The 22,690-nt window shown below is 44.4% G+C and carries 21 protein-coding genes; 12 read left to right on the top strand and 9 right to left on the bottom strand.

The window, feature by feature from the left end; genetic code table 11:
- Positions 1–141: 141 nt before the first annotated feature.
- On the top strand, positions 142–615 hold the full coding sequence (gene greA / locus JO154_RS16550) for a transcription elongation factor GreA (RefSeq protein WP_291947504.1): 474 nt from the start codon (positions 142–144) through the stop codon (positions 613–615).
- 76 nt (positions 616–691) lie between these two features.
- On the top strand, positions 692–1,081 hold the full coding sequence (locus tag JO154_RS16545) for an HIT family protein (RefSeq protein WP_291947503.1): 390 nt from the start codon (positions 692–694) through the stop codon (positions 1,079–1,081).
- Positions 1,082–1,083: 2 nt separating this feature from the next.
- On the opposite strand, the gene JO154_RS16540 is transcribed toward JO154_RS16545, so the two are convergent.
- Positions 1,084–1,782: a response regulator transcription factor gene (locus JO154_RS16540; protein ID WP_291947502.1), complete on the bottom strand. Its 699-nt coding sequence runs from the start codon at positions 1,780–1,782 to the stop codon at positions 1,084–1,086.
- A gap of 179 nt (positions 1,783–1,961) precedes the next feature.
- Entirely contained in the window at positions 1,962–2,522 is a 561-nt protein-coding gene (gene ruvC, locus JO154_RS16535) for a crossover junction endodeoxyribonuclease RuvC (RefSeq protein ID WP_291947501.1), read from the bottom strand.
- Between the two features lie 13 nt (positions 2,523–2,535).
- On the opposite strand from ruvC, the gene JO154_RS16530 reads away from it, so the two are divergent.
- The 3 genes from JO154_RS16530 to JO154_RS16520 all read left to right on the top strand — a co-directional run bounded on the left by JO154_RS16530 (position 2,536) and on the right by JO154_RS16520 (position 5,189).
- On the top strand, positions 2,536–3,543 hold the full coding sequence (locus JO154_RS16530) for a lysylphosphatidylglycerol synthase transmembrane domain-containing protein (protein WP_291947500.1): 1,008 nt from the start codon (positions 2,536–2,538) through the stop codon (positions 3,541–3,543).
- A gap of 9 nt (positions 3,544–3,552) precedes the next feature.
- Entirely contained in the window at positions 3,553–4,344 is a 792-nt protein-coding gene (locus tag JO154_RS16525) for a DUF3108 domain-containing protein (RefSeq protein ID WP_291947499.1), read from the top strand.
- A 143-nt stretch (positions 4,345–4,487) separates the two neighbouring features.
- Positions 4,488–5,189, top strand: a complete 702-nt coding sequence (locus tag JO154_RS16520) for a response regulator transcription factor (RefSeq protein WP_111591708.1) — start codon at positions 4,488–4,490, stop codon at positions 5,187–5,189.
- 90 nt (positions 5,190–5,279) lie between these two features.
- Here JO154_RS16520 and ruvB read toward each other — a convergent pair whose 3' ends face one another.
- Positions 5,280–6,308: a Holliday junction branch migration DNA helicase RuvB gene (gene ruvB, locus JO154_RS16515; RefSeq protein WP_291947498.1), complete on the bottom strand. Its 1,029-nt coding sequence runs from the start codon at positions 6,306–6,308 to the stop codon at positions 5,280–5,282.
- Between the two features lie 123 nt (positions 6,309–6,431).
- Between ruvB and JO154_RS16510 the strand changes: the two genes are divergently transcribed.
- Both JO154_RS16510 and JO154_RS16505 read left to right on the top strand, forming a co-directional pair.
- Positions 6,432–7,751: a M28 family peptidase gene (locus JO154_RS16510; RefSeq protein ID WP_291947497.1), complete on the top strand. Its 1,320-nt coding sequence runs from the start codon at positions 6,432–6,434 to the stop codon at positions 7,749–7,751.
- A gap of 143 nt (positions 7,752–7,894) precedes the next feature.
- A complete protein-coding gene (locus JO154_RS16505; protein ID WP_291947495.1) occupies positions 7,895–8,650 on the top strand; it encodes a hypothetical protein in 756 nt (251 codons plus the stop codon).
- 73 nt (positions 8,651–8,723) lie between these two features.
- Here the strand turns inward: JO154_RS16505 and JO154_RS16500 are convergent, their stop codons facing one another.
- The 3 genes from JO154_RS16500 to leuS form a co-directional block, all read right to left on the bottom strand.
- Positions 8,724–9,575, bottom strand: a complete 852-nt coding sequence (locus tag JO154_RS16500) for an endonuclease/exonuclease/phosphatase family protein (RefSeq protein WP_291947492.1) — start codon at positions 9,573–9,575, stop codon at positions 8,724–8,726.
- An 80-nt stretch (positions 9,576–9,655) separates the two neighbouring features.
- Positions 9,656–10,357, bottom strand: coding sequence for a peptidoglycan DD-metalloendopeptidase family protein (locus tag JO154_RS16495; RefSeq protein WP_291947490.1), 702 nt, complete (start codon positions 10,355–10,357; stop codon positions 9,656–9,658).
- A gap of 147 nt (positions 10,358–10,504) precedes the next feature.
- On the bottom strand, positions 10,505–13,270 hold the full coding sequence (gene leuS, locus JO154_RS16490; RefSeq protein WP_291947488.1) for a leucine--tRNA ligase: 2,766 nt from the start codon (positions 13,268–13,270) through the stop codon (positions 10,505–10,507).
- 252 nt (positions 13,271–13,522) lie between these two features.
- On the opposite strand from leuS, the gene JO154_RS16485 reads away from it, so the two are divergent.
- The 3 genes from JO154_RS16485 (at position 13,523) to JO154_RS16475 (ending at position 15,590) form a co-directional block, all read left to right on the top strand.
- Positions 13,523–14,395: an ABC transporter permease gene (locus tag JO154_RS16485; RefSeq protein ID WP_291947486.1), complete on the top strand. Its 873-nt coding sequence runs from the start codon at positions 13,523–13,525 to the stop codon at positions 14,393–14,395.
- A gap of 28 nt (positions 14,396–14,423) precedes the next feature.
- Positions 14,424–14,708: a DUF3098 domain-containing protein gene (locus JO154_RS16480; protein ID WP_291947484.1), complete on the top strand. Its 285-nt coding sequence runs from the start codon at positions 14,424–14,426 to the stop codon at positions 14,706–14,708.
- Positions 14,709–14,789: 81 nt separating this feature from the next.
- Positions 14,790–15,590 (top strand): undecaprenyl-diphosphate phosphatase, encoded by an 801-nt coding sequence (locus JO154_RS16475; RefSeq protein ID WP_291947482.1) that lies wholly within the window; start codon positions 14,790–14,792, stop codon positions 15,588–15,590.
- Between the two features lie 45 nt (positions 15,591–15,635).
- On the opposite strand, the gene JO154_RS16470 is transcribed toward JO154_RS16475, so the two are convergent.
- The gene (locus tag JO154_RS16470; RefSeq protein ID WP_291947481.1) at positions 15,636–16,853 is read right to left on the bottom strand and encodes an alanine dehydrogenase; all 1,218 of its coding nucleotides are present in this window, start codon (positions 16,851–16,853) and stop codon (positions 15,636–15,638) included.
- Between the two features lie 44 nt (positions 16,854–16,897).
- The gene (gene tsaE / locus JO154_RS16465) at positions 16,898–17,335 is read right to left on the bottom strand and encodes a tRNA (adenosine(37)-N6)-threonylcarbamoyltransferase complex ATPase subunit type 1 TsaE (protein ID WP_291947479.1); all 438 of its coding nucleotides are present in this window, start codon (positions 17,333–17,335) and stop codon (positions 16,898–16,900) included.
- Between the two features lie 179 nt (positions 17,336–17,514).
- Here tsaE and JO154_RS16460 point away from each other — a divergent pair, with 179 nt between their 5' ends.
- Both JO154_RS16460 and JO154_RS16455 read left to right on the top strand, forming a co-directional pair.
- Entirely contained in the window at positions 17,515–19,623 is a 2,109-nt protein-coding gene (locus JO154_RS16460; protein ID WP_291947477.1) for a cation-translocating P-type ATPase, read from the top strand.
- Between the two features lie 32 nt (positions 19,624–19,655).
- On the top strand, positions 19,656–21,554 hold the full coding sequence (locus JO154_RS16455) for an ATP-dependent DNA helicase RecQ (RefSeq protein WP_291947475.1): 1,899 nt from the start codon (positions 19,656–19,658) through the stop codon (positions 21,552–21,554).
- 86 nt (positions 21,555–21,640) lie between these two features.
- Here JO154_RS16455 and JO154_RS16450 read toward each other — a convergent pair whose 3' ends face one another.
- A complete protein-coding gene (locus JO154_RS16450; RefSeq protein WP_291947473.1) occupies positions 21,641–22,690 on the bottom strand; it encodes a Gfo/Idh/MocA family oxidoreductase in 1,050 nt (349 codons plus the stop codon).

Here is a 22,690-nt window from a genome sequence, read left to right as displayed (position 1 = left end):
TTCAATATATTTGTATCGAAAAGGTAAATTATTTTTCTTAAAGAATTTTCAGTATATTTGCTGTAAACCAGAAAAACAACGCTTCCATGCAAGTGGAGGCGTTGATTTTTTTTTCTTATAACCAATAAAATACAGCAGGTTATGTCTGGCGTAAATTACGTTACTAAAGAAACTCTTGATCAGATGAGAAACGAGCTGAACGTACTTAAAACCAAAGGACGTTCAGAGATCGCAAAGGCCATTGCGGAAGCAAGGGAAAAGGGTGACTTGAAGGAGAATGCCGAATATGATGCCGCCAAGGAAGCACAGGGGTTACACGAAGCTAAGATTGCTGTGTTGGAGAATGCGATTGCGACAGCACGCATTGTGGAGGCCGATTCTATTGACACTTCCAAAGTCTCAATTTTGTGTAAAGTGACAATCACAAATGTAGCTAACAAAAAAACCGTTACATATCAACTGGTTTCAGAGACTGAAGCAGACCTGAAGGCCGGAAAAATTTCCGTTACTTCCCCAATTGGGAAAGGTCTGCTGGGCAAACAGGTTGGAGACATTGCAGAGGTACAGGCGCCTAATGGTCAAATAAAATTCAAAATTGAAGATATCTCCGCATAAGCATGGCGGTTTTTAACGATATTTACGGGGTCTTGCGATAGCAAGACCCTTTTTTATTGGCTAATAACGAAACCATATGACCATCTTTTCCAAAATAATCCGTGGGGAGATACCCAGCTATAAGATTGCAGAGAATGATCATTTTTACGCCTTTCTGGATATATTTCCGTTGGTAAAGGGGCATACGTTGGTGATCCCTAAAGTGGAGACGGACAAGTTTTTCGATGTATCGGACGACTTGTTGCAGGAGTGGCTGTTATTTGCCAAGCCGATTGCACATGCCATTGAATCAGTGATTCCTTGTAATCGTATAGGGGTGAGTGTGGTAGGTTTGGAAGTACCGCATGCGCATATGCATCTGATACCTATCAATTCTGCAGATGATATGAATTTTTCCAGGAGTAAACTGAAGCTATCACCTGCGGAATTTGAAGAGATACAGCAGGCGATTACGGCTCGACTGTAATTTTATTTAGACGTGGGTACATTGAAGCGGAAGCCTACACCGTGCAGGGTTTCGAGTCTGATGTGAGGGTCGGACTTAAAGTGTTTCCTGAGTTTTGTGATGAACACGTCCATGCTACGACCCAGGAAATAGTCGTCCTTTCCCCACACATTGGCCAGAATATCCTCTCTCTTTAAGGTCTTATTGGGATTATTGCAGAGATAGAGGAGTAATTCCGCTTCTTTTTGTGTTAGAGAAATAGAAATGTCACCTTCCGCGGTGTACAATCTGAGGTCTTCGTAATCGAATGTCAGTTTGCCAATGTGGAAAGTATTTGATTTTTCGACAGTTTGATTCCTGGTTCTTTTCAGGAATACTTCAATGCGCAGGATCAATTCCTGCATGCTGAATGGTTTGCTGATGTAGTCATCTGCACCAGTGCGAAGGCCCTTAATTCTGTCTTCTTTCTCGTTTTTGGAGGTCAGAAACAAAATAGGGACATGGTCGTTTACTCTCCTAATCTGTTCAGCAAGTGCAAGCCCGTCTTTCTTGGGCATTACAACATCCAGCAGGCAGATATCGAATGTGCGGGACTGGAACTGTTCCCAGGCGGCCTGGCCGTCAATACTGTGCACAACATCATACCCTGCCTCCTCCAATCTTTTCTTAGTTGCTGCGCCGATGTACTGATCGTCTTCCACTAATAAGATTCTCGCTTTCATATCTCCTAGATGCTGATTATTATAACAATTGCAGCTGCACAGCCGAAGCGTAACAGCGGATAGTACTTTTTCATAGACAACCTGATAAGGCTGGGATCATGGCTAAGTGGCGATGTTTTTAGCAATGACCGATTTGCAACAAAGTAACTACAATTTTGGAATTTATGAAATATGCTTTTCTAACGAACGATTCTTTCGGGGTGTTGCTGTAGAAATTGTTCCCAACCTTTTGACTTCGTGAGGCCTGCCAGTGGATTGCTTTCCTGATAGAAATGACATACTGCGACTGCTAGGGCATCTGTTGCATCAAAGTAATCAGGACGGCTGGTGATTTTCAGGATACGTTGTAACATTAGCCAAACCTGTTCTTTATCAGCATTACCATTACCCGTAACGGATTGTTTAACTTTTTTGGGGGAATACTCTGTAACGGGAAGTCCTGCGTGCATGGCTGTAGCGATGGCTACTCCCTGGGCTCGACCCAGCTTCAACATACTCTGAACGTTCTTCCCGAAAAACGGAGCTTCAATTGCAAAACAATCTGGTTTATGGGCTTTAATGAGGTCTCCAACACTAGCATGTATCAATTGTAAGCGCTCATAGTGATCTTTATGCTTTGACAATTTTAGCACATCCATCTCAATAAGACTGACTTTTTTCCCTTCAGCCAAGATAAGGCCATAGCCCATTACAAGGGTTCCAGGGTCAATGCCCAGAATTATTTTCGATTTGTTTGCCAACCACAGGTTATTTTTGCCAAAACTTATTAATCTGAACAAAAATACCAAAATAATTCTCAATTACGCATTAGGTATAACCCTTTTCATCTGGTTAGGCTATTCTATTTATGCACAGGTAACCCACCGGGATAACTTGGACGAATCATTCCGGCAGATGCGCGAATCCCTGCACCAGAAAGGCTGGACGGGTATTTTTCTAGTAGTAGTATTGATGTTTTTTAACTGGGGATTTGAGGCCCGTAAGTGGCAGATGTTGGTGCGCCCCTTGGAAAAAATCTCTTTTATCAAGGCTTTCAGCGCCATTCTTTCAGGCGTTTCCATCTCTATCAATACGCCTAATCGTATAGGCGAATACGGTGGAAGGGTACTTTATCTCCAGAACCATAACAAGTTAAAAGCCATAGCCGCCACCATTGTGGGGAGTTTCAGCCAGTTGATAGTAACTGTTATCTTTGGGTTAATTGGCTTGTTTTACTATATTCATAACCTCGCTCCCAGAGATGGTTCCAGGTATCTGAACCCCGATTTTTGGGGGGATTTTGTGCTGGGGGTGTTGGTAATTATTTGTGCCCTGACGATATTGTTATATTTTCGGCTAAGGTTAATTCTGGCTGTATTTAAGAAAGTGAGATGGTTGCGCAAACTCAGCATTTTTGTTCAGATTATTGTGGGATATTCCCCTAGCCAATTGCGTTATCTGTTGCTGCTTTCAGCCTTCCGTTACCTGGTCTTCTCGGCACAGTATTTGATTTTGCTGGACGCATTAGGTGTGGAGTTTTTGTGGTGGCAGGCCTTCCTGCTCAACAGTGTGATTTACCTTGTAATGGCTGTTGTTCCGACTATTGCCATTGCTGAACTTGGAGTTCGCGGAAAAGTAAGTATCTTCTTCCTCGGTTTGCTCAGTTCCAACGAAGTAGCTATCCTTGCAGCCACAGGCGGAATTTGGTTAATCAACCTCTTTCTCCCTGCTATCGCTGGAACAGTGCTCCTGCTGGGAGTTAAAATAATTAAGGAAAAATAGACTCTTGCAATGCGGTATTTGTTACTCATCATCATTAGCTTAACCTGTATACGCCCCACTCAAGCGCAGACCGACTTCTGCTCTATCCGCAATAGCAGTTTTAAAGCCGGTGAAACGATCACCCTGAAAGTATTCTATGCCCTCGGAAAAATGTTCATTGGTGCCGGCGAAGCTACCTTTAACTGTAGCCTGGAGAGATTTGCCAACCGCGATGTTTTCCATATCGTAGGGGAAGGTAAAACCTATAAGGCTTATGACTGGTTCTTTAAAGTGCGGGATCGTTATGAAACTTTTATAGACACGGCTACATTACAGCCGCTGAAGTTCCTTCGCAATGTGAATGAAGGCGGGTATAAAATCTACAATAACGTTGTTTTCAACCAGGCCGCTCACCAAGCCATCAGTACTAACGGTACTTTTACGGTTCCTCCATGTGTACAGGATGTTATCAGTTCCATCTATTACGCTAGGAATATCGATTTCTCCAAATACAATGAAGGCGATAAAATCCCCTTTGCGATGTTCCTAGATGACCAAGTGTACAATATCTACGTGAGATATCTGGGGAAAGAAAACATCAAGACCAAATTCGGTACTTTCCGGGCCATTAAGTTCAAACCCTTGCTGATCAAGGGGAATGTATTTGAAGGTGGTGAGAAAATGACTGTTTGGGTGAGCGACGATGGCAATAAGATCCCTTTGCGTATAGAAAGCCCTATTTCTGTTGGTAGCGTAGTGGTAGACATGATAAACTACGGCAATCTGCGCCATCCGCTTACTTCCCTTATCAAAGAGCGCTAACAGAACTTTCGTGTATATATCTGCGTTATAACAGCGCGCTGAGCGCAGTTTTAACAATTTTTTTCGGACTCCGCGTCAGGATTTTTACGACCTTTCGCTCCGCAGAAAAACTTTATATTTGTTATAATCAACCCTTTATGATTATGGAAGAACGTAAACCGAAAATATTACTGGCAGAGGATGATACCAACCTGGGTATGGTATTGAAAAACTACCTGGAGCTGAACGATTATGATGTGGAGCTCTGCAGGGACGGCATCCTGGCGCTGGCGGCCTTCCGTCGTGAAAAATTTGACATCTGCCTGCTGGACATCATGATGCCCAATATGGATGGTTTCAAACTGGCCGAAGAAATCCGTGATGTAGATCCGGATATCCCCCTGTTCTTCCTCTCCGCTAAAACCATGAAGGAAGATATCATCCAAGGTTATAAACTGGGCGCCGACGATTATATCTCCAAACCATTCGATAGTGAACTGTTGCTGCTGAAGATCAAAGCTATCCTCAAACGCAACCAGGAACTACATAGCAAGGAAGAAGAACAACATGAGTTTAAAATTGGCTCTTATGAATTCAATTCCAGGCTGCGTACTTTGACGCGCAATGGCGATTCTCATACTTTATCACCGAAGGAAAATGAATTGCTGCATATGCTCTGTGAACATAAGAATGACCTGCTCCCAAGAGAGCTAGCGCTGAAGAAGATCTGGGGCAGCGATACTTACTTCAATGGTCGCAGTATGGACGTATATATCGCCAAATTGCGCAAATACCTGAAAGACGATTCTAATATTGAAATTGTCAATATTCACGGAAATGGCTTCCGCCTGGTAGTGAAAGAGTAGGACTCTCCTGCCTGTCGAAAAAGATAAAACAAAAGAAGTGACGTCGCAGACGTCACTTCTTTTGTTTTATATAGTCTCTTGTTGTTATACTCAGAAAAGTAAATTGCCACCAGTACGGAATGGTGTCTTCCCTAAATGCGTATATGCTTTCTCGGTTACTTCCCTTCCTCGGGGAGTACGTTTGATAAAGCCCTCTTGTATAAGGAATGGCTCATATACTTCTTCCAGCGTACCCGCTTCTTCCCCTACAGCCGTAGCAATAGTGGTAATACCTACCGGACCACCTTTGAAGTTCTCTATGATCACTTGCAGAATGCGATTATCCATTTCATCCAGGCCGTATTCATCTACATTCAGGGCTTTCAGACTGAATTGCGCAATTTCTAGATCAATAGTACCATTTCCCATTACTTGGGCAAAATCCCTTACCCTGCGCAGCAATCCATTTGCAATACGAGGCGTTCCCCTGGAACGCCTGGCTATCTCCCCGGCAGCGTCAGAAGTAATTTTCGTATTCAATAATCCGGCTGCTCTCCAGATGATTTTCTGTAAAGTGCCTGCTGTATAGTATTCTAGCCTGGATTTAATACCAAAACGAGATAATAAAGGAGCGGTTAACAGCCCAGAACGAGTAGTGGCGCCTATCAGCGTAAACGGCATCAGGTTCAATTGAATAGACCTGGCACTAGGCCCCGAATCAATCATAATATCGATACGGTAATCCTCCATAGCGGAATATAAATACTCTTCCACTACGGTGCTGAGTCGGTGTATCTCATCAATAAAAAGCACATCCCGCTCTTCCAAGTTGGTGAGCAATCCCGCCAAGTCCCCAGGTTTTTCAATCACTGGTCCGGAAGTTTCCTTGATGTTTACACCCATTTCATTCGCAACGATGCGGGAAAGGGTCGTTTTTCCCAGGCCGGGAGGGCCGTGAAATAGTACATGGTCCAGGGCTTCACCACGCATTTTTGCTGCCTTGATGAAGACCTTCAGGTTTTCGATAATCTGATCCTGCCCCGAGAAATCAATGATCTCCCGCGGACGAATACTATTTTCGAACTCTTTCTCAGCGGCACTGAGCCTGTTCTCGTCTGGTCTTAAATGTTGATTGGACATATCTTCGATGAACCCAAAAGTACTGAAAAGCGCTTGGAAAATTATGGGTTACTGGAATCAATTGGAAAGTGGTAATTTCACTTGCTGCAAAACCTCAGCCAACAAAGAAAACACGCTCTACGCATGAAAAAATCAATCTTACTCCTGCTTACTTGTGCTTTATCCGGTTATAGCGCCTATGCACAGGTTATCAAAGAAAAAGAAGTGAAACGCATCGTTTCTACCCTCGCCGATGACGACATGATGGGCCGTCAACCCGGAACCCCAGGCGCATTAAAAGCCGCTAAATTTATTGAAGATGAGTTTGGGAAAGCGAAACTCCTGCCACTGGAAGGTAACACGACTTACCGACAAGAATTTAAAAAATATCAGCTTATCGAAAACAGCTCTTCTATTACCATCAACGGCACCCCAAAAAATTTGGAAGTGATTATCGTTGGTAAAGGCAGAAATATCGACTGGAAAAAAGATACTGCTACTATTCGGGAGATGCATGTTAAGACCCCATCCCAATTATTCGGCATGATGCGGAGTGTTGGTAAACTGAAACAGAACACTGTATTGTGGCTGGATTCATCACTCAGCAAATATCAGTCGTATGTAAAAATGGGCGTGTCAGAAAAGTTCTATAATGACCCTGCTGATATTGATAATGTGGAACCGCTGGAAACACCGTACAGTATGGCGGTAATACTGGAGAATGAACCAGTAGCAGCAACAGATAATTGGGAGATAAAAGCACAAAGAATTATCAAGGAAACTCCTTTTGTAAATATTGTAGGGATGATTCGCGGTACTACAAAACCTAATGAGTATGTAGTATTCAGCGCGCACTATGATCACCTGGGTGTAATACCTAGCGCTAACGCAAAAGACTCTATTGCAAATGGTGCGGATGATGATGCTTCCGGAACCACCGCAGTTATTGAATTAGCCAATTATTTCAATGGAAAGAAACCAACACGATCTATCATCTTCGTTGCATTCACTGGTGAAGAAAGTGGTGGACATGGTTCCCAGTATTTCTCCCGCAAGTTAGATCCCAACAAGGTTGTAGCGATGTTTAATATCGAAATGATTGGTAAGGAATCCAAATTCGGAAGAAACAGTGCATTCATTACAGGGTATGAAAAATCTGATTTTGGAAAAATTCTGCAGAATAACTTGAACGGTTCTACGTTTAAATTTTATCCTGATCCTTATCCGGAGCAAAATTTATTCTATCGCTCAGATAACGCTACCCTGGCTCGTTTGGGAGTGCCTGCTCATACTATTTCTACTACGCAGATTGATAAAGATAAGTACTATCATACCGTAGGAGATGAAGTAAGTACACTGGATATGTCTAATATTACCGCCATTATTCAAGCGATCGCGACCAGTTCCGTGAGTATTGTGAATGGCACGGATACGCCTACACGAATTAAGCAAACTCAGGAGTAGACTGCGTTTCATATGAATATCCGATAACGTCTAACGTTATCGGATATTTCTTTTTAAATTAATTATGTTGCTATTTTTTTTCCGAATTTCTTCTTTATTTTTACTGCTGTTAACCACTTAAGATTTTATTAAAACCATATCAAATGAGAACCAGACATCTTTATTTGCTAGCTGTAGCAGGCCTTTTCACGACGATGTTCGCCGCTTGCAGCAAAGACATGACACAATCCGATCAACCAAAACTGGATGAAAAAAATGCGGCGAGTGTTAACTACGAATTCGAAAATGTTAGTAGTACTACCGCTCTTTCCGCCGACGCAACGGGCAGACTGGCCGCTGTTACAGGAGATGCGTCCATGGCTAAAGCCAGCTCAGGCCGCTTCGACATTACCTGGGATACCGCTGCTGCCAGATTGAAAGAAATTCGCTTTGAAGCGAAAAGAGGAAAAGATCAAGTATCCTTCAAACTCACTACAGACAGATATATCGATCTGCTGAAAGTACCAGGTGCATTGGGCGCTATCAAAGTGCCAGTGGGTACTTATCAACAAGTAAAAGTATTTGCTCAAGTAAAAGGAGATAAAAAAGATCCTGCTGTTATTTTAAAAGGTCGCTTGACTTGGGATGGAAAAACGATCCCTATGGATATCCAGTTGTCAGGAGTGATTGAACTGAAAGCCCAAGGTAAAGACGTTGTTGTAAGTGACAGCAGCGTAATATGGAAAGGGAAACTCCAGGTGAATATGGACTTGGCGTTGAGCAAACTGCAGATCGGAGATTTCACCGGTTCCTTCGATTCCGGAAAACTGGTGATCAATATAGATATGAATTCCAACTTACACGACAAGCTTGCCGGAGCTGTTGAAAGCAGTATGTCAGTTGAACATACGCACGACTAATAATTCATAATGCAAGGAGGTTGTTTCATTGGTACGACAATGATGAATGTCCTTTGAAACAACCTCCATTATTTTATTTGATATTAATTACAGAAAATACAGAAAAGTGATCTGAAGCATATCTACCGCCCCATGTCTCTGAAATGGTGGCATGTTTCAGTACTTCGAAATTCCCTTTCAAGAAAATGTAATCAATCGGAGCAGGTTCTGTTTCTCCAGCTTCCCATCCGTTGAAAGTGCCTACAGGACCGAAGTGTGGCGTTTTACAAATAGCCTTGCTATCTGTCAGATGTAAGGTGTTATTAACGTCAGTGACTACACGAATTGGTTCATCATCAGGAGTGGCATTGAAATCTCCGGTAACGATAGCGGGTATTTTTCCTGCGATATCATGTACTTTTTGCAGTAATAACTTTGCACTTTCTCTTCTTGCGATTTTACCCATATGATCGAAGTGAGTATTGAAATGATAGAACACTTTACCGGTTTGTTTATCCTTGAATTTTCCCCAGGTAACAATACGCGTAATGGCGGCATCCCAACCTTTACTACCAGGCACAGCCGGCGTTTCAGACAGCCAGAATGTTTGCTGATCAAGTAATTGGAGTCGGGATGGATCATAGAAAATAGCGGAATATTCTCCTTTTGTTTTTCCATCATCACGACCCACACCAATAGATTTGTATCCTGGTAATAACTGGCGAAGATCCTGCATTTGATCGTCCAGGGCTTCTTGTACACCCAGTATGTTAATATTGTAGAATTGCACAGTGGAGGCCAATTTATCTTTTCTGAGTGGCCATGCATTCAGGCTGTCGTTTGGGGTATTCATCCTGATGTTAAAGGTCATTACATGTAAAGGCGCCTGCGCAAATGTAGTCACGCCTGCTAGTAACAACAGGAAGAGGGTAACGGCTTTTTTCATTAGTTAATCGATTTAGCTGCCCCCAAAATAATAAATAGAACTGGTATGGAAACACCGTTGGTGTAAGACTTTACATGTACTTAACGTATATGCTGGTTCAATTGCATAATAAGATCTGGGTCGGGGCAGTTACGGAGATATTTTTCCTTTTCGCTGAAACGGCATACACCAGGAAAATCTCCCCGAAATGCTTGGATGTCTTCAATAATCTGGAAATGCAGGTGTGGAGGCCATCCGCCGTTTTCAGCGGGTTGTCCGAACCAGGCCAATTGTTGGCCGGCGGTGACAGGCATATTTTCGTATAGGCCTTTAAGGTTGGAAATACTGAGGTGGCCGTATAAGGTGTAAAAGGTATAACCATCCAGTTGATGTTGCAGGATAATGGTAGCGCCATAGTCGCCGAAGTGGTCATTGAAGCGGAAACTATGTACATGGCCATTTAAGGGCGCAAAAACAGGCGTACCGGAGATGCCCCATACATCAATGCCAAGGTGTAGACGCCGGGGTTCCTCACCGGCGTCAAAATGTGAGCTCACCGCATAAATGGTACGGTGTTCACCGTATCCGCCTATGCCTAACCTGTAACCATTATCTGCCAACGTATGGTCAATATATCGGCAGAAAAGGTCTATATCCTGGAGAATAGCAGGAGTGAGGGTAGCGTTATTTCGAGTAAAATCCATGGCCAGCAGTGGTTCTGCGGGGTCCAGGAGTTGGATAACCGGTTGAAAGGTATCCTGGTATTTGCGTAAAATATCCTGCAGCATAGTAGGGACGCCCATGATGGGCTATTAAATATACTGCTTTTATTGCATGCAAAAGAAAAGTGGTTGCATCAAAAAGGGGAAGTGACGTTGCAGTCACTTCCCCTTTTTAACTTTTTCGTCGTCCCTGCCCAGCGGGCAGGGACGACAGTTTTGTTATGACTATTAAACTACCAGGTTAATCATTCTTCCTTTAACGATAATGACTTTACGCAGTGGTTTGCCATCCAGATATTTCTGTACCTGCTCGTTGGCCAGAACAGCGGCCTGGAGGCCAGCTTCGTCCATATCCAGCGGGAGGCTCATTTCTGTTTTGGTTTTACCATTGATCGCGATTGGATAAGTGAAGTCGCTTTCTTTGGTATATTCCTCCTTGTACACCGGATAAGGCGCATTGAGGATGCTTTCATTGAAACCGATCAACTGCCACAGCTCTTCCGCAATATGAGGCGCATAAGGCGTCAGCAGGATCAGCACAGATTCCAGGATATTGCGTTTATGGCAATGCAGCGTAGTGAGGTCGTTCACACAGATCATGAAGGCACTCACCGCTGTATTGAAAGAGAAGCTATTAGTAGCATTATCAATTTTGTTGATAGCTGTGTGCAATACCTTCAGCTCTTCAGGAGTAGGATTATCGCTCGTCACGACCAGCCCTTTCTGCTCATCGGCAAATAGGCGCCAGAGCTTTTTCAGGAAGCGGTGTACCCCTTCAATACCTTTGGTATCCCATGGTTTTGACTGTTCCACCGGACCAAGGAACATTTCGTACATGCGGAAAGTATCAGCACCGTATCTGCTTACGAGATCGTTCGGGTTCACGGTATTGAAGAGACGTTTACTCATTTTCTCTACTTCCTGGCCACAGATATACTGGTCATTTTCCAGGATGAAAGTAGCATCTGCGTATTCATTTCTCCATGCCTTGAATTTCTCCACATCCAGTACTACACCATCCACAATGTTCACATCCACATGCAGGGCATCTGTTTCATATTGGTCTTTCAGGCCATAGGACACGAATTCATTTGTGCCTCGCACGCGGTAAACGAAGCGGGAAGAACCCTGAATCATACCTTGGTTGATCAGCTTTCTGAAAGGTTCATGGAAACCGATATGGCCCAGATCATAGAGCACTTTTGTCCACATACGGGAATAAAGCAAGTGACCTACGGCATGTTCGGTACCACCCACATATACATCCACCTGGTTCCAGTAATCAGAGATCTGGCGGTCGGCGAAGGTTTGTGTATTGTGCGGGTCCATATAGCGGAGGAAATACCAGCTACTGCCAGCATAACCAGGCATGGTGTTAGTTTCGCGTTTTACGCCTGGAGCAATATTTACCCAGTCGGTAATATTGGCCAGCGGACCTTCCCCTTCAGGCCCTGGTTTATAGTTTTCTATATGTGGGAGTTCTACCGGGAGGTCTTTCTCCTCTACTGCGTAAGGGATACCATCCTTATAGATAATAGGGAATGGTTCACCCCAATAACGCTGACGGCTAAACCCTGCATCACGCATTTTATAGTTGATCTGGCGGCGGCCGATGCCCATTTCTTCCAGTTTGCTGATCACCATATCAGCACCTTTGCGCATATCAATGCCATCCAGGAAATTGCTGTTCTGGAGAATAGCATCCTTGGTAGGATTGGCTTCTTCACCAGTGAAAGCATCTCCGATGATATTGGTGATAGGCAGGTTAAAGTGGCGTGCAAAGTTGAAATCGCGTTGATCGCCACATGGAACCGCCATGATAGCACCTGTGCCATAACCAGCCAGTACATATTCAGCAATCCAAACGGGTACTTCGCGACCATCCAGCGGATTAATAGCATAAGCGCCAGTAAAGCAACCGGTAATTTGTTTTACCTCCGACATACGCTCTCTTTCAGAGCGACTCTGTACATACTCCAGGTAGGCGTCAATGGCAGCCTGCTGTTCAGGAGTGGTGATTTTCTTTACCAGCTCATGTTCAGGGGCGATTACCATGAAGTCCACACCGAAAATGGTATCCGGGCGGGTGGTATATACTTCGATTTGCTCGTCGGAGTTCTTGATGTTGAATTTGATTTCTGCGCCCTGGCTCTTACCTATCCAGTTACGTTGCATCTCCTTCATAGCATCGCTGAATTCTACTGTTTCCAGTCCTTCCAGGAGGCGGTTAGCATATTCAGTGATACGGAGGAACCATTGGCGCATTTTCTTTTTCACAACAGGGTATCCGCCGCGTTCGCTGACACCGTTAATTACCTCGTCATTGGCGAGTACGGTACCGAGGGCAGCGCACCAGTTTACCTCTGCATAAGCCAGGAAAGCCAGGCGGTATTGCATGAGGATATCACGCTGTTCTGCTTCCGTATAGCCTTTCCATTGTGCTGCGGTGAACTGGATCTGACGGTCGCCTGGACAAGGATGCTGGCTATTACCTTCTTTTTCGAAGATTTTCACCAGTTCGCTGATAGCCTCCGCTTTTTCGGTACGGCGGTTATACCAGCTATCGAACAATTGCAGGAAAATCCATTGCGTCCATTTGTAATAAGCTGGATCGCTAGTGTTGATTTCCCTGGACCAATCGTAGCAGAAGCCGATATTATCCAGTTGTTCACGGAATGTTTTGATGTTATGGGCAGTGGTCACAGCGGGATGTTGACCTGTTTCCAGGGCATATTGTTCCGCAGGAAGGCCAAAAGCATCGTATCCCATGGTATGAAGAACGTTATAGCCTTTTAGTCTTTTATAACGTGCATATATATCCGTAGAGATGTATCCCAGCGGATGACCTACGTGTAGGCCCGCCCCGGAAGGATAAGGGAACATGTCCAGCACATAACATTTGGGCTTAGTGCTGTCGTTTTTTACGCGGTAGGCATGGGAATTTACCCATTGTTCCTGCCATTTCTTTTCAATTGCCCTGAAATTGTACTCCATATATGGTTGCAGCTGAGTGGTTAACAAGCGGATATACAATACATCCAGCCCTAACCACGTTATCAAAATATTATTATATGTTATGCCGGCAGAAGAGCCAGTTTAGCAAAATAATGTTAAATTCATTAATACAACAATGTTGAACCCTTACAACTTTTTATATTGCCGCCGGAAATGCCAGAATGATTTGGCTGGCAAAATTAAACACATAACTACTAATTTTTATTATTTTCGCCGATAAACTACAGATTAATGGCGCAACCAGGAAGATCATCAGCAAAGAAGTCGAAACCATCTTACCTGTACTCCATTATCGGAGTGGCCCTGGTACTATTCCTGCTGGGAACCCTCGGATTGGTGGTGATACATGCGAATAAGCTGAGTAAGTACTTCAAGGAAAGTATTGAAGTTCAGGTTATTCTGAGAGATAATGTGAAGGAGAACCAGGCCACTGCCCTGCGCGATTCCATTGCAGCAAAGCCATATGTCAAATCCATTGAATACGTTTCAAAGGAAATGGCTGCCGAAAGATTCAAAAAAGAGTTCGGGGAGGATTTCATTAACCTACTTGAATATAATCCTTTGTACGCCAGCATTAACATTAAGGCCAACGCCAACTATGTAAATGCCGATAGTTTGAAGGTAATCGAGAATAATCTCACCCAGCAAAGTATTGTTCGGGAGATTTCCTACCAGCGTATCCTGGTAAACAAACTGAATGAGAACGTACAGCGTATTGGTATGATCGTTCTGATTATTAGCGGTGTGCTGTGCCTAGCAGTAGTATTCCTGATCGATAATACTATCCGACTGGCGATGTTCAGCAACAGGTTCCTCATTAAAACCATGCAGATGGTGGGAGCTACCCGTTGGTTTATTGCCAAACCATTCGATCTGCGCAGTATCATCAATGGGGCGCTCAGTGCCGTAATTGCTATTGCCGGTCTGTTTGCTATGATGTCTTTTGCAGACAAAGTACTGCCTGAGCTGAATGGTATGAGAGATAACCTGATGATCGGTGCGCTGTTCCTAGGAATGATTGTAATGGGGATCGCTATTTCCCTTTTCAGTACGCACCGCTCCGTTATGAAGTACCTGCGTCTCAAACTGGATGATCTTTATTAATCTTAATTTCAGATATTAATTTCATACAATGGCTAATCCAAGCGTAAAACCTACAGCATCCAAACCTGCTCAAGAAGAGGTGAAGGACTTTCAGATTTTCCCTAAAGAAAACTATCGCATCATGCTGATAGGTATTATCGTGATAATTGTTGGCTTCCTGCTGATGCTGGGTGGCAAAAGCACTGACCCTAATACCTTCAATGCAAGTGAAGTTTACAGCTTTCGCCGTATCACCCTGGCGCCTATTGTGATCGTGGGTGGTCTGCTGATCGAAGTATATGCCATCATGCGCCGTCCTAAACAACAGGCGTAAGATTCGATAATATTATTATTCCCCATAGCGATGACCAATACTCATCGCTATTTTTTTCACTTTTAACCATATAGTTTCTCCATGACTTTTTTTCAAGCGATTATTATCGCGATAGTAGAAGGTTTGACGGAATTTCTGCCTGTTTCTTCCACCGGTCACATGATTATCGTAAGCTCCTTGCTGGGTATCAGCAAGGACGAGTTTACCAAACTGTTTGAGGTGGTTATCCAGCTCGGCGCCATCCTCGCGGTAGTAGTGCTGTATTGGAAAAAATTCTTTGTGTTCGACAAGAACAGGATGAATTTCTACCTGAAACTGATCGTAGCGGTGATTCCTGCACTGATTCTCGGTTACCTGTTCGCAGATAAAATTGATATGCTGCTGGAAAGCCCAATGACGGTTGGTATTACGCTCTTCCTTGGAGGTATTATCCTCTTGTTTGTGGATAAATGGTTCCAAAATCCAACCATTGATTCAGACGAAAAGATTAACATATTTAAGGCATTGCGCATCGGTTTTTACCAATGTCTTGCAATGATTCCAGGTGTTAGCCGTAGCGCGGCCTCCATTATTGGTGGTATGCAGCAGAAGCTGACTAGGAACGTTGCTGCTGAATTCTCCTTCTTCCTAGCAGTACCTACTATGGCGGCTGCTACTGGTTATAAACTGCTGAAAGGAAGAGAATTGCTGATGGCACATCCTGAGAACTTGAAACTGCTGTTGGTAGGGAATATAGTAGCATTCGTAGTGGCTATGCTGGCTATTAAGTTCTTTATCGATTCATTGAAGAAACACGGCTTCAAGATCTGGGGCTATTACAGAATAGTAGTAGGGTTGATAATCATTGTAGCCCTGTTGATGGGATACAAATTAGAGATATAAAAAAATCCCCGGTCGTTGCGACCGGGGATTTTTTTATAATATTAGTTATCCTTTCACCGCCAACAGCAGTTCCAGGTCTGTATATTTCAGTTTAAATTTCTCACTCAGGTGGTAATTGGTCAGGGCTCCTTTATAGAGGTAGATACCATTTCTCACACCACGTTTTATCCACACCAGGTTTTCGAACCCGCCATCATCGGCCGCTTCTATCAACAGTGGCATCAATACATTGGAAATAGCTTCAGAAGCAGTGCGTGCAAACCCGGATGGAATATTAGGTACGCAGTAATGCACCACATCATATTTTTTGAACACCGGACTTTCGTGGGTAGTAATCTCTGATGTTTCGAAGCATCCGCCTCGGTCTATACTTACATCTACTATAACAGAACCGGCTTTCATATTGCTAACCATAGACTCTGTTACCACAATAGGTGTACGGCCACTTTGACTGGAGAGGGCGCCCACAGCCACATCGGCGTTGCGCAGTTGCTCTGCCAGTACTTTAGGCTGGATAACGGAAGTGAATACACGTACTCCGATATTATTCTGGAGGCGTTTCAGTTTATAGATGTTATTATCGAATACTTTTACCGATGCACCCAGTGCCAGCGCTGTTCTGGCAGCAAATTCCCCAACAATACCAGCGCCTATGATCACTACTTTGGTAGGAGGGATACCAGTAATACCACCCAGTAGAATCCCTTTTCCTTTGTTGTCGTTGCTGAGATATTGCGCGGCAATCAGCATGACTGCGCCGCCGGCAATTTCACTCATAGCACGTACAATTGGATAAGTGCCTGCGTCGTCTTTGAGGTTTTCAAATGAGAGCAAGGTGATACGTTTATCCATCATTTTTTGCACCTGGTAAGCTTTCAGAGCGGCCAGATGGATAGGGGAGATGATGATCTGGTGAGGGTGCAGTAGCTCAATTTCCTCATCGGTGAGGGGAGCTGATTTGAGAATAATTTCTGCCTTAAATACTTCCTTACGGTCGTATACGATTTCGGCACCTGCCTCGGAGTAATCAGTGTCGTAGTAGTGAGAAGCATCTCCTGCTTTGTGCTCTACCACGATATGATGTCCGTGGGCGGCCAGAATGCTTACTGCGTCTGGGGTGAGGGCAATACGGTTCTCCTGGAAAGAAGATTCTTTAGGGATACCGATGAATAAACGGGAGTTTTTTGTAGGTATATCCAGCGTTTCTTCCAGTGGTGAATAGGTAAAGCCAGCACTCACGACAGGTTTTTGCCTTTGCTCCATACGGTCAGTATTATTCTGTGTTTAAAGGTACTATCAAAGATACATTATTTGTTTCGTGTGCCCGCCTCGGCCAATTGCCTTTTTTGGTCGGGTAAGACGGATAACTCCAGATGGATGGTATCGTCTGGCAGTATTGCTGCTATTACTTGGGGCCATTCCACAAAGCTGATGGCATCCTGGTAGATGGTGTCTTCCACACCGGCAGTAATCGCCTCCTCCTCATCCCGTAAGCGGTATAAGTCGAGGTGGTATATACGTCGTATTTTCCCCTCTTGATCCCGGTAATTGTATTCATTTATAATGGAAAATGTAGGACTCGCTGTAGTGTCTTCCACGCCAGCAGCGGCACATAACGCTTTTACAAGTGTTGTTTTTCCTGCGCCCATCGGGCCTTCTAGGGTAAATACCTTCTTACTGCCATACTGCTTCCAGAAATCCTTCGCTATTTCCGGTAATTCTTCCAGTGAAAATGTCCATTGCATCAACAAATTTATCGCATTTTCGGGGATTTGATACGATTCTCAGAATACTCTTGAATATTGAAAATATTTATTTTTAAATATTTGATATTTAATTAGATAGAATTATTTTGATGCGGAGTTGCATTAATATTTTCTTCCCGGAAAAGTTTGCTAGGTACCTTTGTATTAATTCGAATACAATGACACCAATTAGTTGCAAGGTAGAAGGAATGCACTGCACAAATTGTGCATTAAGCGTTTCTAAGTACCTGGAGAAAAAAGGAATGCAGGAGGTAAATGTCAGCTTTGCTACAGAGGAAGTGAGCTTTCAACTTCCTACAGGCGCAAATTCTGCTGACATACTGGAAGGTATTAACCAGATGGGCTTTCGTGTGGTATTACCCGATGAAGCTCCAGCCCCGGTATCCCCTTACAATACCCTTACTTTTAAATTCTTTTTCTGCCTGATATTTACCTCCCCACTGTTATTACATATGTGGGTAAATTGGCCATGGCTGCATAATCCATGGGTACAGTTTAGTCTTGCGCTACCTGTATATGCCGTAGGTATGTGGCATTTCGGCAGAAGTGCTGTCCGCTCTCTACTCAATGGAGTGGCCAATATGGATGTACTGGTAGTATTAGGAGCCACGGCTGCCTTTGTTTATAGCCTCGTAGGTACTATCGTTTACGGGGATCATAACTATTTGTTTTATGAAACCTCCGCAGCCATTTTGACCCTCGTCTTCCTGGGCAATCTCATGGAAGAAAAATCAGTGAAGCAAACCACCTCGGCTATAGCAGACCTGGCTAAAATGCAAATTACCACTGCGCGACTCATACATCTGGAGAAAAACGGCCATGAACACATCCACGAAGTGGATAACCGTACCCTGAAAACAGGCGACTGTGTACTGGTAAACACCGGCGATAAAATCCCGATGGATGGTACTGTTTACTGGGGTTCCGGTCACGTAAACGAATCCATGATAACAGGAGAAAGTGCACCAGTTTCCAAAAGCGAAAAGGATAAAGTTATCGGTGGTACCATCCTGGAAGAAGGCAGCATCAAAATATTTATTACGGCTACTGGTAAAGATACCGTGTTGTCTTACATTATCGACCTCGTAAAACAGGCCCAGAATGATAAGCCGCCTATGCAGCGACTGGCAGACCGTATCAGTGCCATCTTCGTACCAACAGTCCTAACTATCGCTATACTTACTTTCCTCGGCTGGTATTTTATCGGCCATACTTCCCTGGCAACTGCTATGATGCGAAGTATTGCGGTGATGGTGATTTCCTGCCCTTGTGCCATGGGATTGGCCACACCGGCTGCGGTGATGGTTGGCTTGGGCCGTGCCGCCAAAAATGGTATTCTCATTAAAGGTGGACATACATTAGAACTGTTCAAGGATATCCGCCAGATTGTATTCGATAAAACAGGAACCCTGACCACTGGTAAACTCAGCATCGGTAAATATCATTTTGAACAGATGACCGACCAGGAATTCCGCCAGATCGTGTACAGCCTGGAAAAGTATTCATCTCACCCTATTGCACGTTCTATTGCAGGTGCATGGAAATCAGCCGGAGAAGTAACGCTGACACAGGTTCGCGAGCATAAAGGATTAGGCATGCGTGCGGCAGATAAAGCTGGCAATGAATGGCAATTGGGTTCTTTCCGCATGGCAGGAGATGCCGCTAAAGACGATACTCATAATCTCTATCTCCTGAAAAATGGGCAACTGCTGGGCTGGATTGATTTCATAGATGAAATTCGTCCTGAAGCGCCTACTGTGATAGCGGCATTGGTGAAAATGGGTATCAAGCCAATTTTGCTCAGTGGCGATACGCAGCGGAAATGTGAGGAACTGGCCGCCCAAGTAGGTATTACAGAAATTTATGCAGAACAGAGTCCGGAGCAGAAATTGCGGAAGATATCAGACCTTATGTCCACCGCTCCTACAGCGATGGTAGGAGATGGTATCAACGATGCGCCAGCACTGTCTAAAGCCACTATTGGTATCTCTCTCAGCGATGCCACTCAAGTGGCCATGCAAAGTGCCAATGTAGTACTGTTGAACAATCACTTAGGCGCCTTGCCATTGGCGCTGGGCCTGGGTAAGCATACTTATCTCACCATCAAACAAAACCTCTTCTGGGCCTTTATCTACAATGTAGTGGCCATTCCGGTGGCAGCCCTAGGATTCCTGAATCCTATCGTAGGTGCTGGCGTGATGGGCATTTCAGATGTTGTACTGGCCGTTAACTCCGTACGACTGCGCTACAAAAGAGTCGCCAATTAATGGTAAATTGCGCTGGTTAACATCAGAACAATTTGGAGCCTGTAGAGATACTTAAGCAATATTGGGGATATGATCAGTTCCGGCCATTACAAGAAGACATTGTAAAGGCTGTACTGGCAAAGCAGGATACACTGGCATTGCTGCCTACTGGCGGCGGTAAATCTATCTGTTTCCAAGTTCCTGCTATGATGTTGCCTGGTCTGTGCTTGGTTATCACGCCACTCATTGCATTGATGAAGGATCAGGTAGCGAACCTGAAACGCCGTGGTATCAGTGCTTACTGCATTTACTCCGGCATGCACTACAAGGATGTAGAACGCGCCATGGAAGCGGCTCGCCGAGGGGGATGCAAATTCCTTTATGTTTCCCCTGAAAGACTCCAAAGCAAACTTTTCCAGACTTACTGCGATGGCCTACAAGTCAATCTGATTGCAGTAGATGAGGCGCATTGTATCTCTCAATGGGGGTATGATTTCCGTCCTGCTTATCTTCAGATTGCGGATATACGCAGTTATTTCCCAGATGCACCAGTGTTGGCACTTACCGCCTCTGCTACTCCCAAAGTACAGACAGACATCTGCGATAAGCTCCTGATGAAGGAGGCCCGCGTCTTCCGTAAAAGCTTTGCCCGCGCAAATCTCTCTTACAGTGTACTGGAAGAAACGACTAAAGTTGATAAAGTAAAACATATCCTGGAGCGTGTTCCGGGCTGCGGCATTGTATATTGCCGTAACCGTAAACGTACCCGGGAAATAGCCACACTGCTGCAAGCCCAAGGAATACCGGCCAGCTACTACCATGCTGGTTTGCCACAGACGGAACGTGGATTACGACAGGAAGCTTGGATCAATAACGACACCCGTGTCATGGTATGTACCAATGCATTTGGCATGGGTATCGATAAGCCAGATGTACGAATCGTGGTGCATTATGACCTGCCAGACAGTTTGGAAGCCTACTATCAAGAGGCCGGAAGAGCAGGCAGGGACGAGGAAAAAGCTTATGCAGTACTGCTGTATAATGAGGATGAACTGGTGGAAATGAGGGAGCGTATTGCGTTGCAATTTCCTACTTTGGAGCAGATCAAGGAAGTATATCAATGCATCGTTAACTACCTGCAAGTGCCAGTGGGCGCTGCGGAAGGGATGTACTTTGATTTCGATATCAATGATTTTGCACGTGTCTTTCAATTGAATCTAACGATTGCCTACAGTGCCATCCGATTGATGGAACAGGAAGGAATCTTGCAGGTGAGTGAAAGTGTACTGTTGCCATCCAGAGCGGAGTTCGTTACGAATAAAGCGACCTTGTATGAGTTTGAAGATGCCTATCCCGCACTAGCAGAGCTGATTCAGACCCTATTACGGACATATGAAGGAATCTTTGATACCCCCGTACCTGTGTATGAAAAGCAGATCAGTCGTATGTTGTTGATAGAGGAAGACGAGATTCAGTCGATGATGCAACAGCTTCACCAATTCGGGATCATCAAATATGCCCCTCGCAGAGATGAGCCACAGCTCTGCTTCTTGCAAGAGCGTGTGTCTGCAGCAAACCTGCGCATCAATATGGCCAGAGTAGAAGTAAGACGGAAGGTATATACTGACCGACTGGAAGCTGTATTTTCATATGTGCATAACAGTGAGTCCTGCCGAACGCAACAGTTGACCGCCTATTTCGGAGAATCAAATACCCCGCCATGCGGCGTTTGTGATACCTGCTTGAAGAAGAAATCTGCGGCCCTGGATACTGCTGCTTTTAAACGTATATCCGATCACGTTATATCCCTTTTGTCACAGCCGGTAACGGTTGCAGCAGTGGAAACACAACTAGGAGATGTGAGCCGGCAGCATATTATGGAGGTATTGAAATTCCTAGAAGGCGAAGGATTGATAAAGAGAGATGAGTCAGGACGACTGATAAAATCATAAAATAAAAGGGTGTACCAAATGTCTGTTGCCCCTGCCCAGCGGGCAGGGGCAACAAAAAAATAAGAAGATGTAGTTATTTTAGTATGTTATATTACTGGAACTACTTTACCGGAATTGCTACTTTCAAAAGCAGCTTCAATAATCTTAACTACATTGGCGCCATCCTGTGGTGCAACTGGGTTTGGAGCGCCATTGGCCAGGGCTTCATAGATGCCGTTGTAGTAATCCATGTAATTCCCATTTCCGCCTGGTACAAACTCTTTCACTGTTTTATCATTGATGGTAGTATGGAGTAAACCCCATTCGTGTGGCGCTTCTGCTCCCCAATCCGGACTATTCGGCATTAGGCCGCGTTGCAACTGTGCTTCCTGGATATCAGATTTCGATTTGATAAAGGAGCCGATACGGCCATGTACTTGATAGGCAGGCAGCGCTTCTCTTACCAGGTAGCTTGACTTCAGCCTTACCCGCAGAAAATCGTAATACAGCACCAGTTCAAAATAGTCATCTACAAGAGAATCCTTGCGAATAATACGTATGTCTGCCCATAACTTTCTCGGCATACCAAATATAGTCAGTGCCTGATCTATCAAATGGGAGCCAAGATCGTACAGTGCGCCAGTTCCAGGTAGGTTTCCTTCCTTATGTTTCTTGTAGCTCAGTTCCTCTTTAAAGCGATCGTAATGCACTTCAAATTCAAGTACATCGCCCAATACGCCAGATTCAATCACTTTTTTCACCACTTTATAATCACTATCAAAGCGACGGTTATGGTAAACGCTTAATAGTAATCCTTTGGAGGCGGCTAGTTCAATCAGTTCCTGTGCTTCTTGGTTATGTACAGTGAAAGGTTTTTCAACAATCACATGTTTACCAGCATCAAGGGCTGTTTTAGCATAGTCGTAGTGGGTATAATTGGGCGTATTCACCACAATCAGATCTAATGAAGGATCTTTAACCATATCGTCTACACTGGCGTAAACTTTAACGCCTGGATATTTTGCTGCCGCTAGGTGTTTGCTTCTTTCCACTACAGCAGTGAATTCGAAGTTTGGATGTACATGAATGAACGGTGCATGGAAGATCTGTCCGGACATGCCAAAGGAACAAATGCCTGTCTTAATAACTTTGCTCAT

The sequence above is a fragment of the Chitinophaga sp. genome (genome assembly GCF_019236475.1).
Lineage (GTDB): Bacteria > Bacteroidota > Bacteroidia > Chitinophagales > Chitinophagaceae > Chitinophaga.
This window is presented reverse-complemented; position numbering and strand designations above follow the sequence as displayed.

Excerpts from the sequence above, each read along its gene's own strand:
- JO154_RS16485 (WP_291947486.1), top strand. The coding sequence starts at position 13,523 with ATGGCGCAACCAGGAAGATCATCAGCAAAGAAGTCGAAACCATCTTAC.
- greA (WP_291947504.1), top strand. The coding sequence starts at position 142 with ATGTCTGGCGTAAATTACGTTACTAAAGAAACTCTTGATCAGATGAGA.
- JO154_RS16500 (WP_291947492.1), bottom strand. The coding sequence starts at position 9,575 with ATGAAAAAAGCCGTTACCCTCTTCCTGTTGTTACTAGCAGGCGTGACT.
- JO154_RS16450 (WP_291947473.1), bottom strand. The coding sequence starts at position 22,690 with ATGAGCAAAGTTATTAAGACAGGCATTTGTTCCTTTGGCATGTCCGGA.
- JO154_RS16470 (WP_291947481.1), bottom strand. The coding sequence starts at position 16,853 with ATGGAGCAAAGGCAAAAACCTGTCGTGAGTGCTGGCTTTACCTATTCA.
- JO154_RS16545 (WP_291947503.1), top strand. The coding sequence starts at position 692 with ATGACCATCTTTTCCAAAATAATCCGTGGGGAGATACCCAGCTATAAG.
- JO154_RS16475 (WP_291947482.1), top strand. The coding sequence starts at position 14,790 with ATGACTTTTTTTCAAGCGATTATTATCGCGATAGTAGAAGGTTTGACG.
- JO154_RS16520 (WP_111591708.1), top strand. The coding sequence starts at position 4,488 with ATGGAAGAACGTAAACCGAAAATATTACTGGCAGAGGATGATACCAAC.
- leuS (WP_291947488.1), bottom strand. The coding sequence starts at position 13,270 with ATGGAGTACAATTTCAGGGCAATTGAAAAGAAATGGCAGGAACAATGG.
- JO154_RS16540 (WP_291947502.1), bottom strand. The coding sequence starts at position 1,782 with ATGAAAGCGAGAATCTTATTAGTGGAAGACGATCAGTACATCGGCGCA.
- JO154_RS16510 (WP_291947497.1), top strand. The coding sequence starts at position 6,432 with ATGAAAAAATCAATCTTACTCCTGCTTACTTGTGCTTTATCCGGTTAT.
- JO154_RS16525 (WP_291947499.1), top strand. The coding sequence starts at position 3,553 with ATGCGGTATTTGTTACTCATCATCATTAGCTTAACCTGTATACGCCCC.
- tsaE (WP_291947479.1), bottom strand. The coding sequence starts at position 17,335 with ATGCAATGGACATTTTCACTGGAAGAATTACCGGAAATAGCGAAGGAT.
- JO154_RS16495 (WP_291947490.1), bottom strand. The coding sequence starts at position 10,357 with ATGGGCGTCCCTACTATGCTGCAGGATATTTTACGCAAATACCAGGAT.
- JO154_RS16480 (WP_291947484.1), top strand. The coding sequence starts at position 14,424 with ATGGCTAATCCAAGCGTAAAACCTACAGCATCCAAACCTGCTCAAGAA.
- ruvB (WP_291947498.1), bottom strand. The coding sequence starts at position 6,308 with ATGTCCAATCAACATTTAAGACCAGACGAGAACAGGCTCAGTGCCGCT.
- JO154_RS16460 (WP_291947477.1), top strand. The coding sequence starts at position 17,515 with ATGACACCAATTAGTTGCAAGGTAGAAGGAATGCACTGCACAAATTGT.
- JO154_RS16505 (WP_291947495.1), top strand. The coding sequence starts at position 7,895 with ATGAGAACCAGACATCTTTATTTGCTAGCTGTAGCAGGCCTTTTCACG.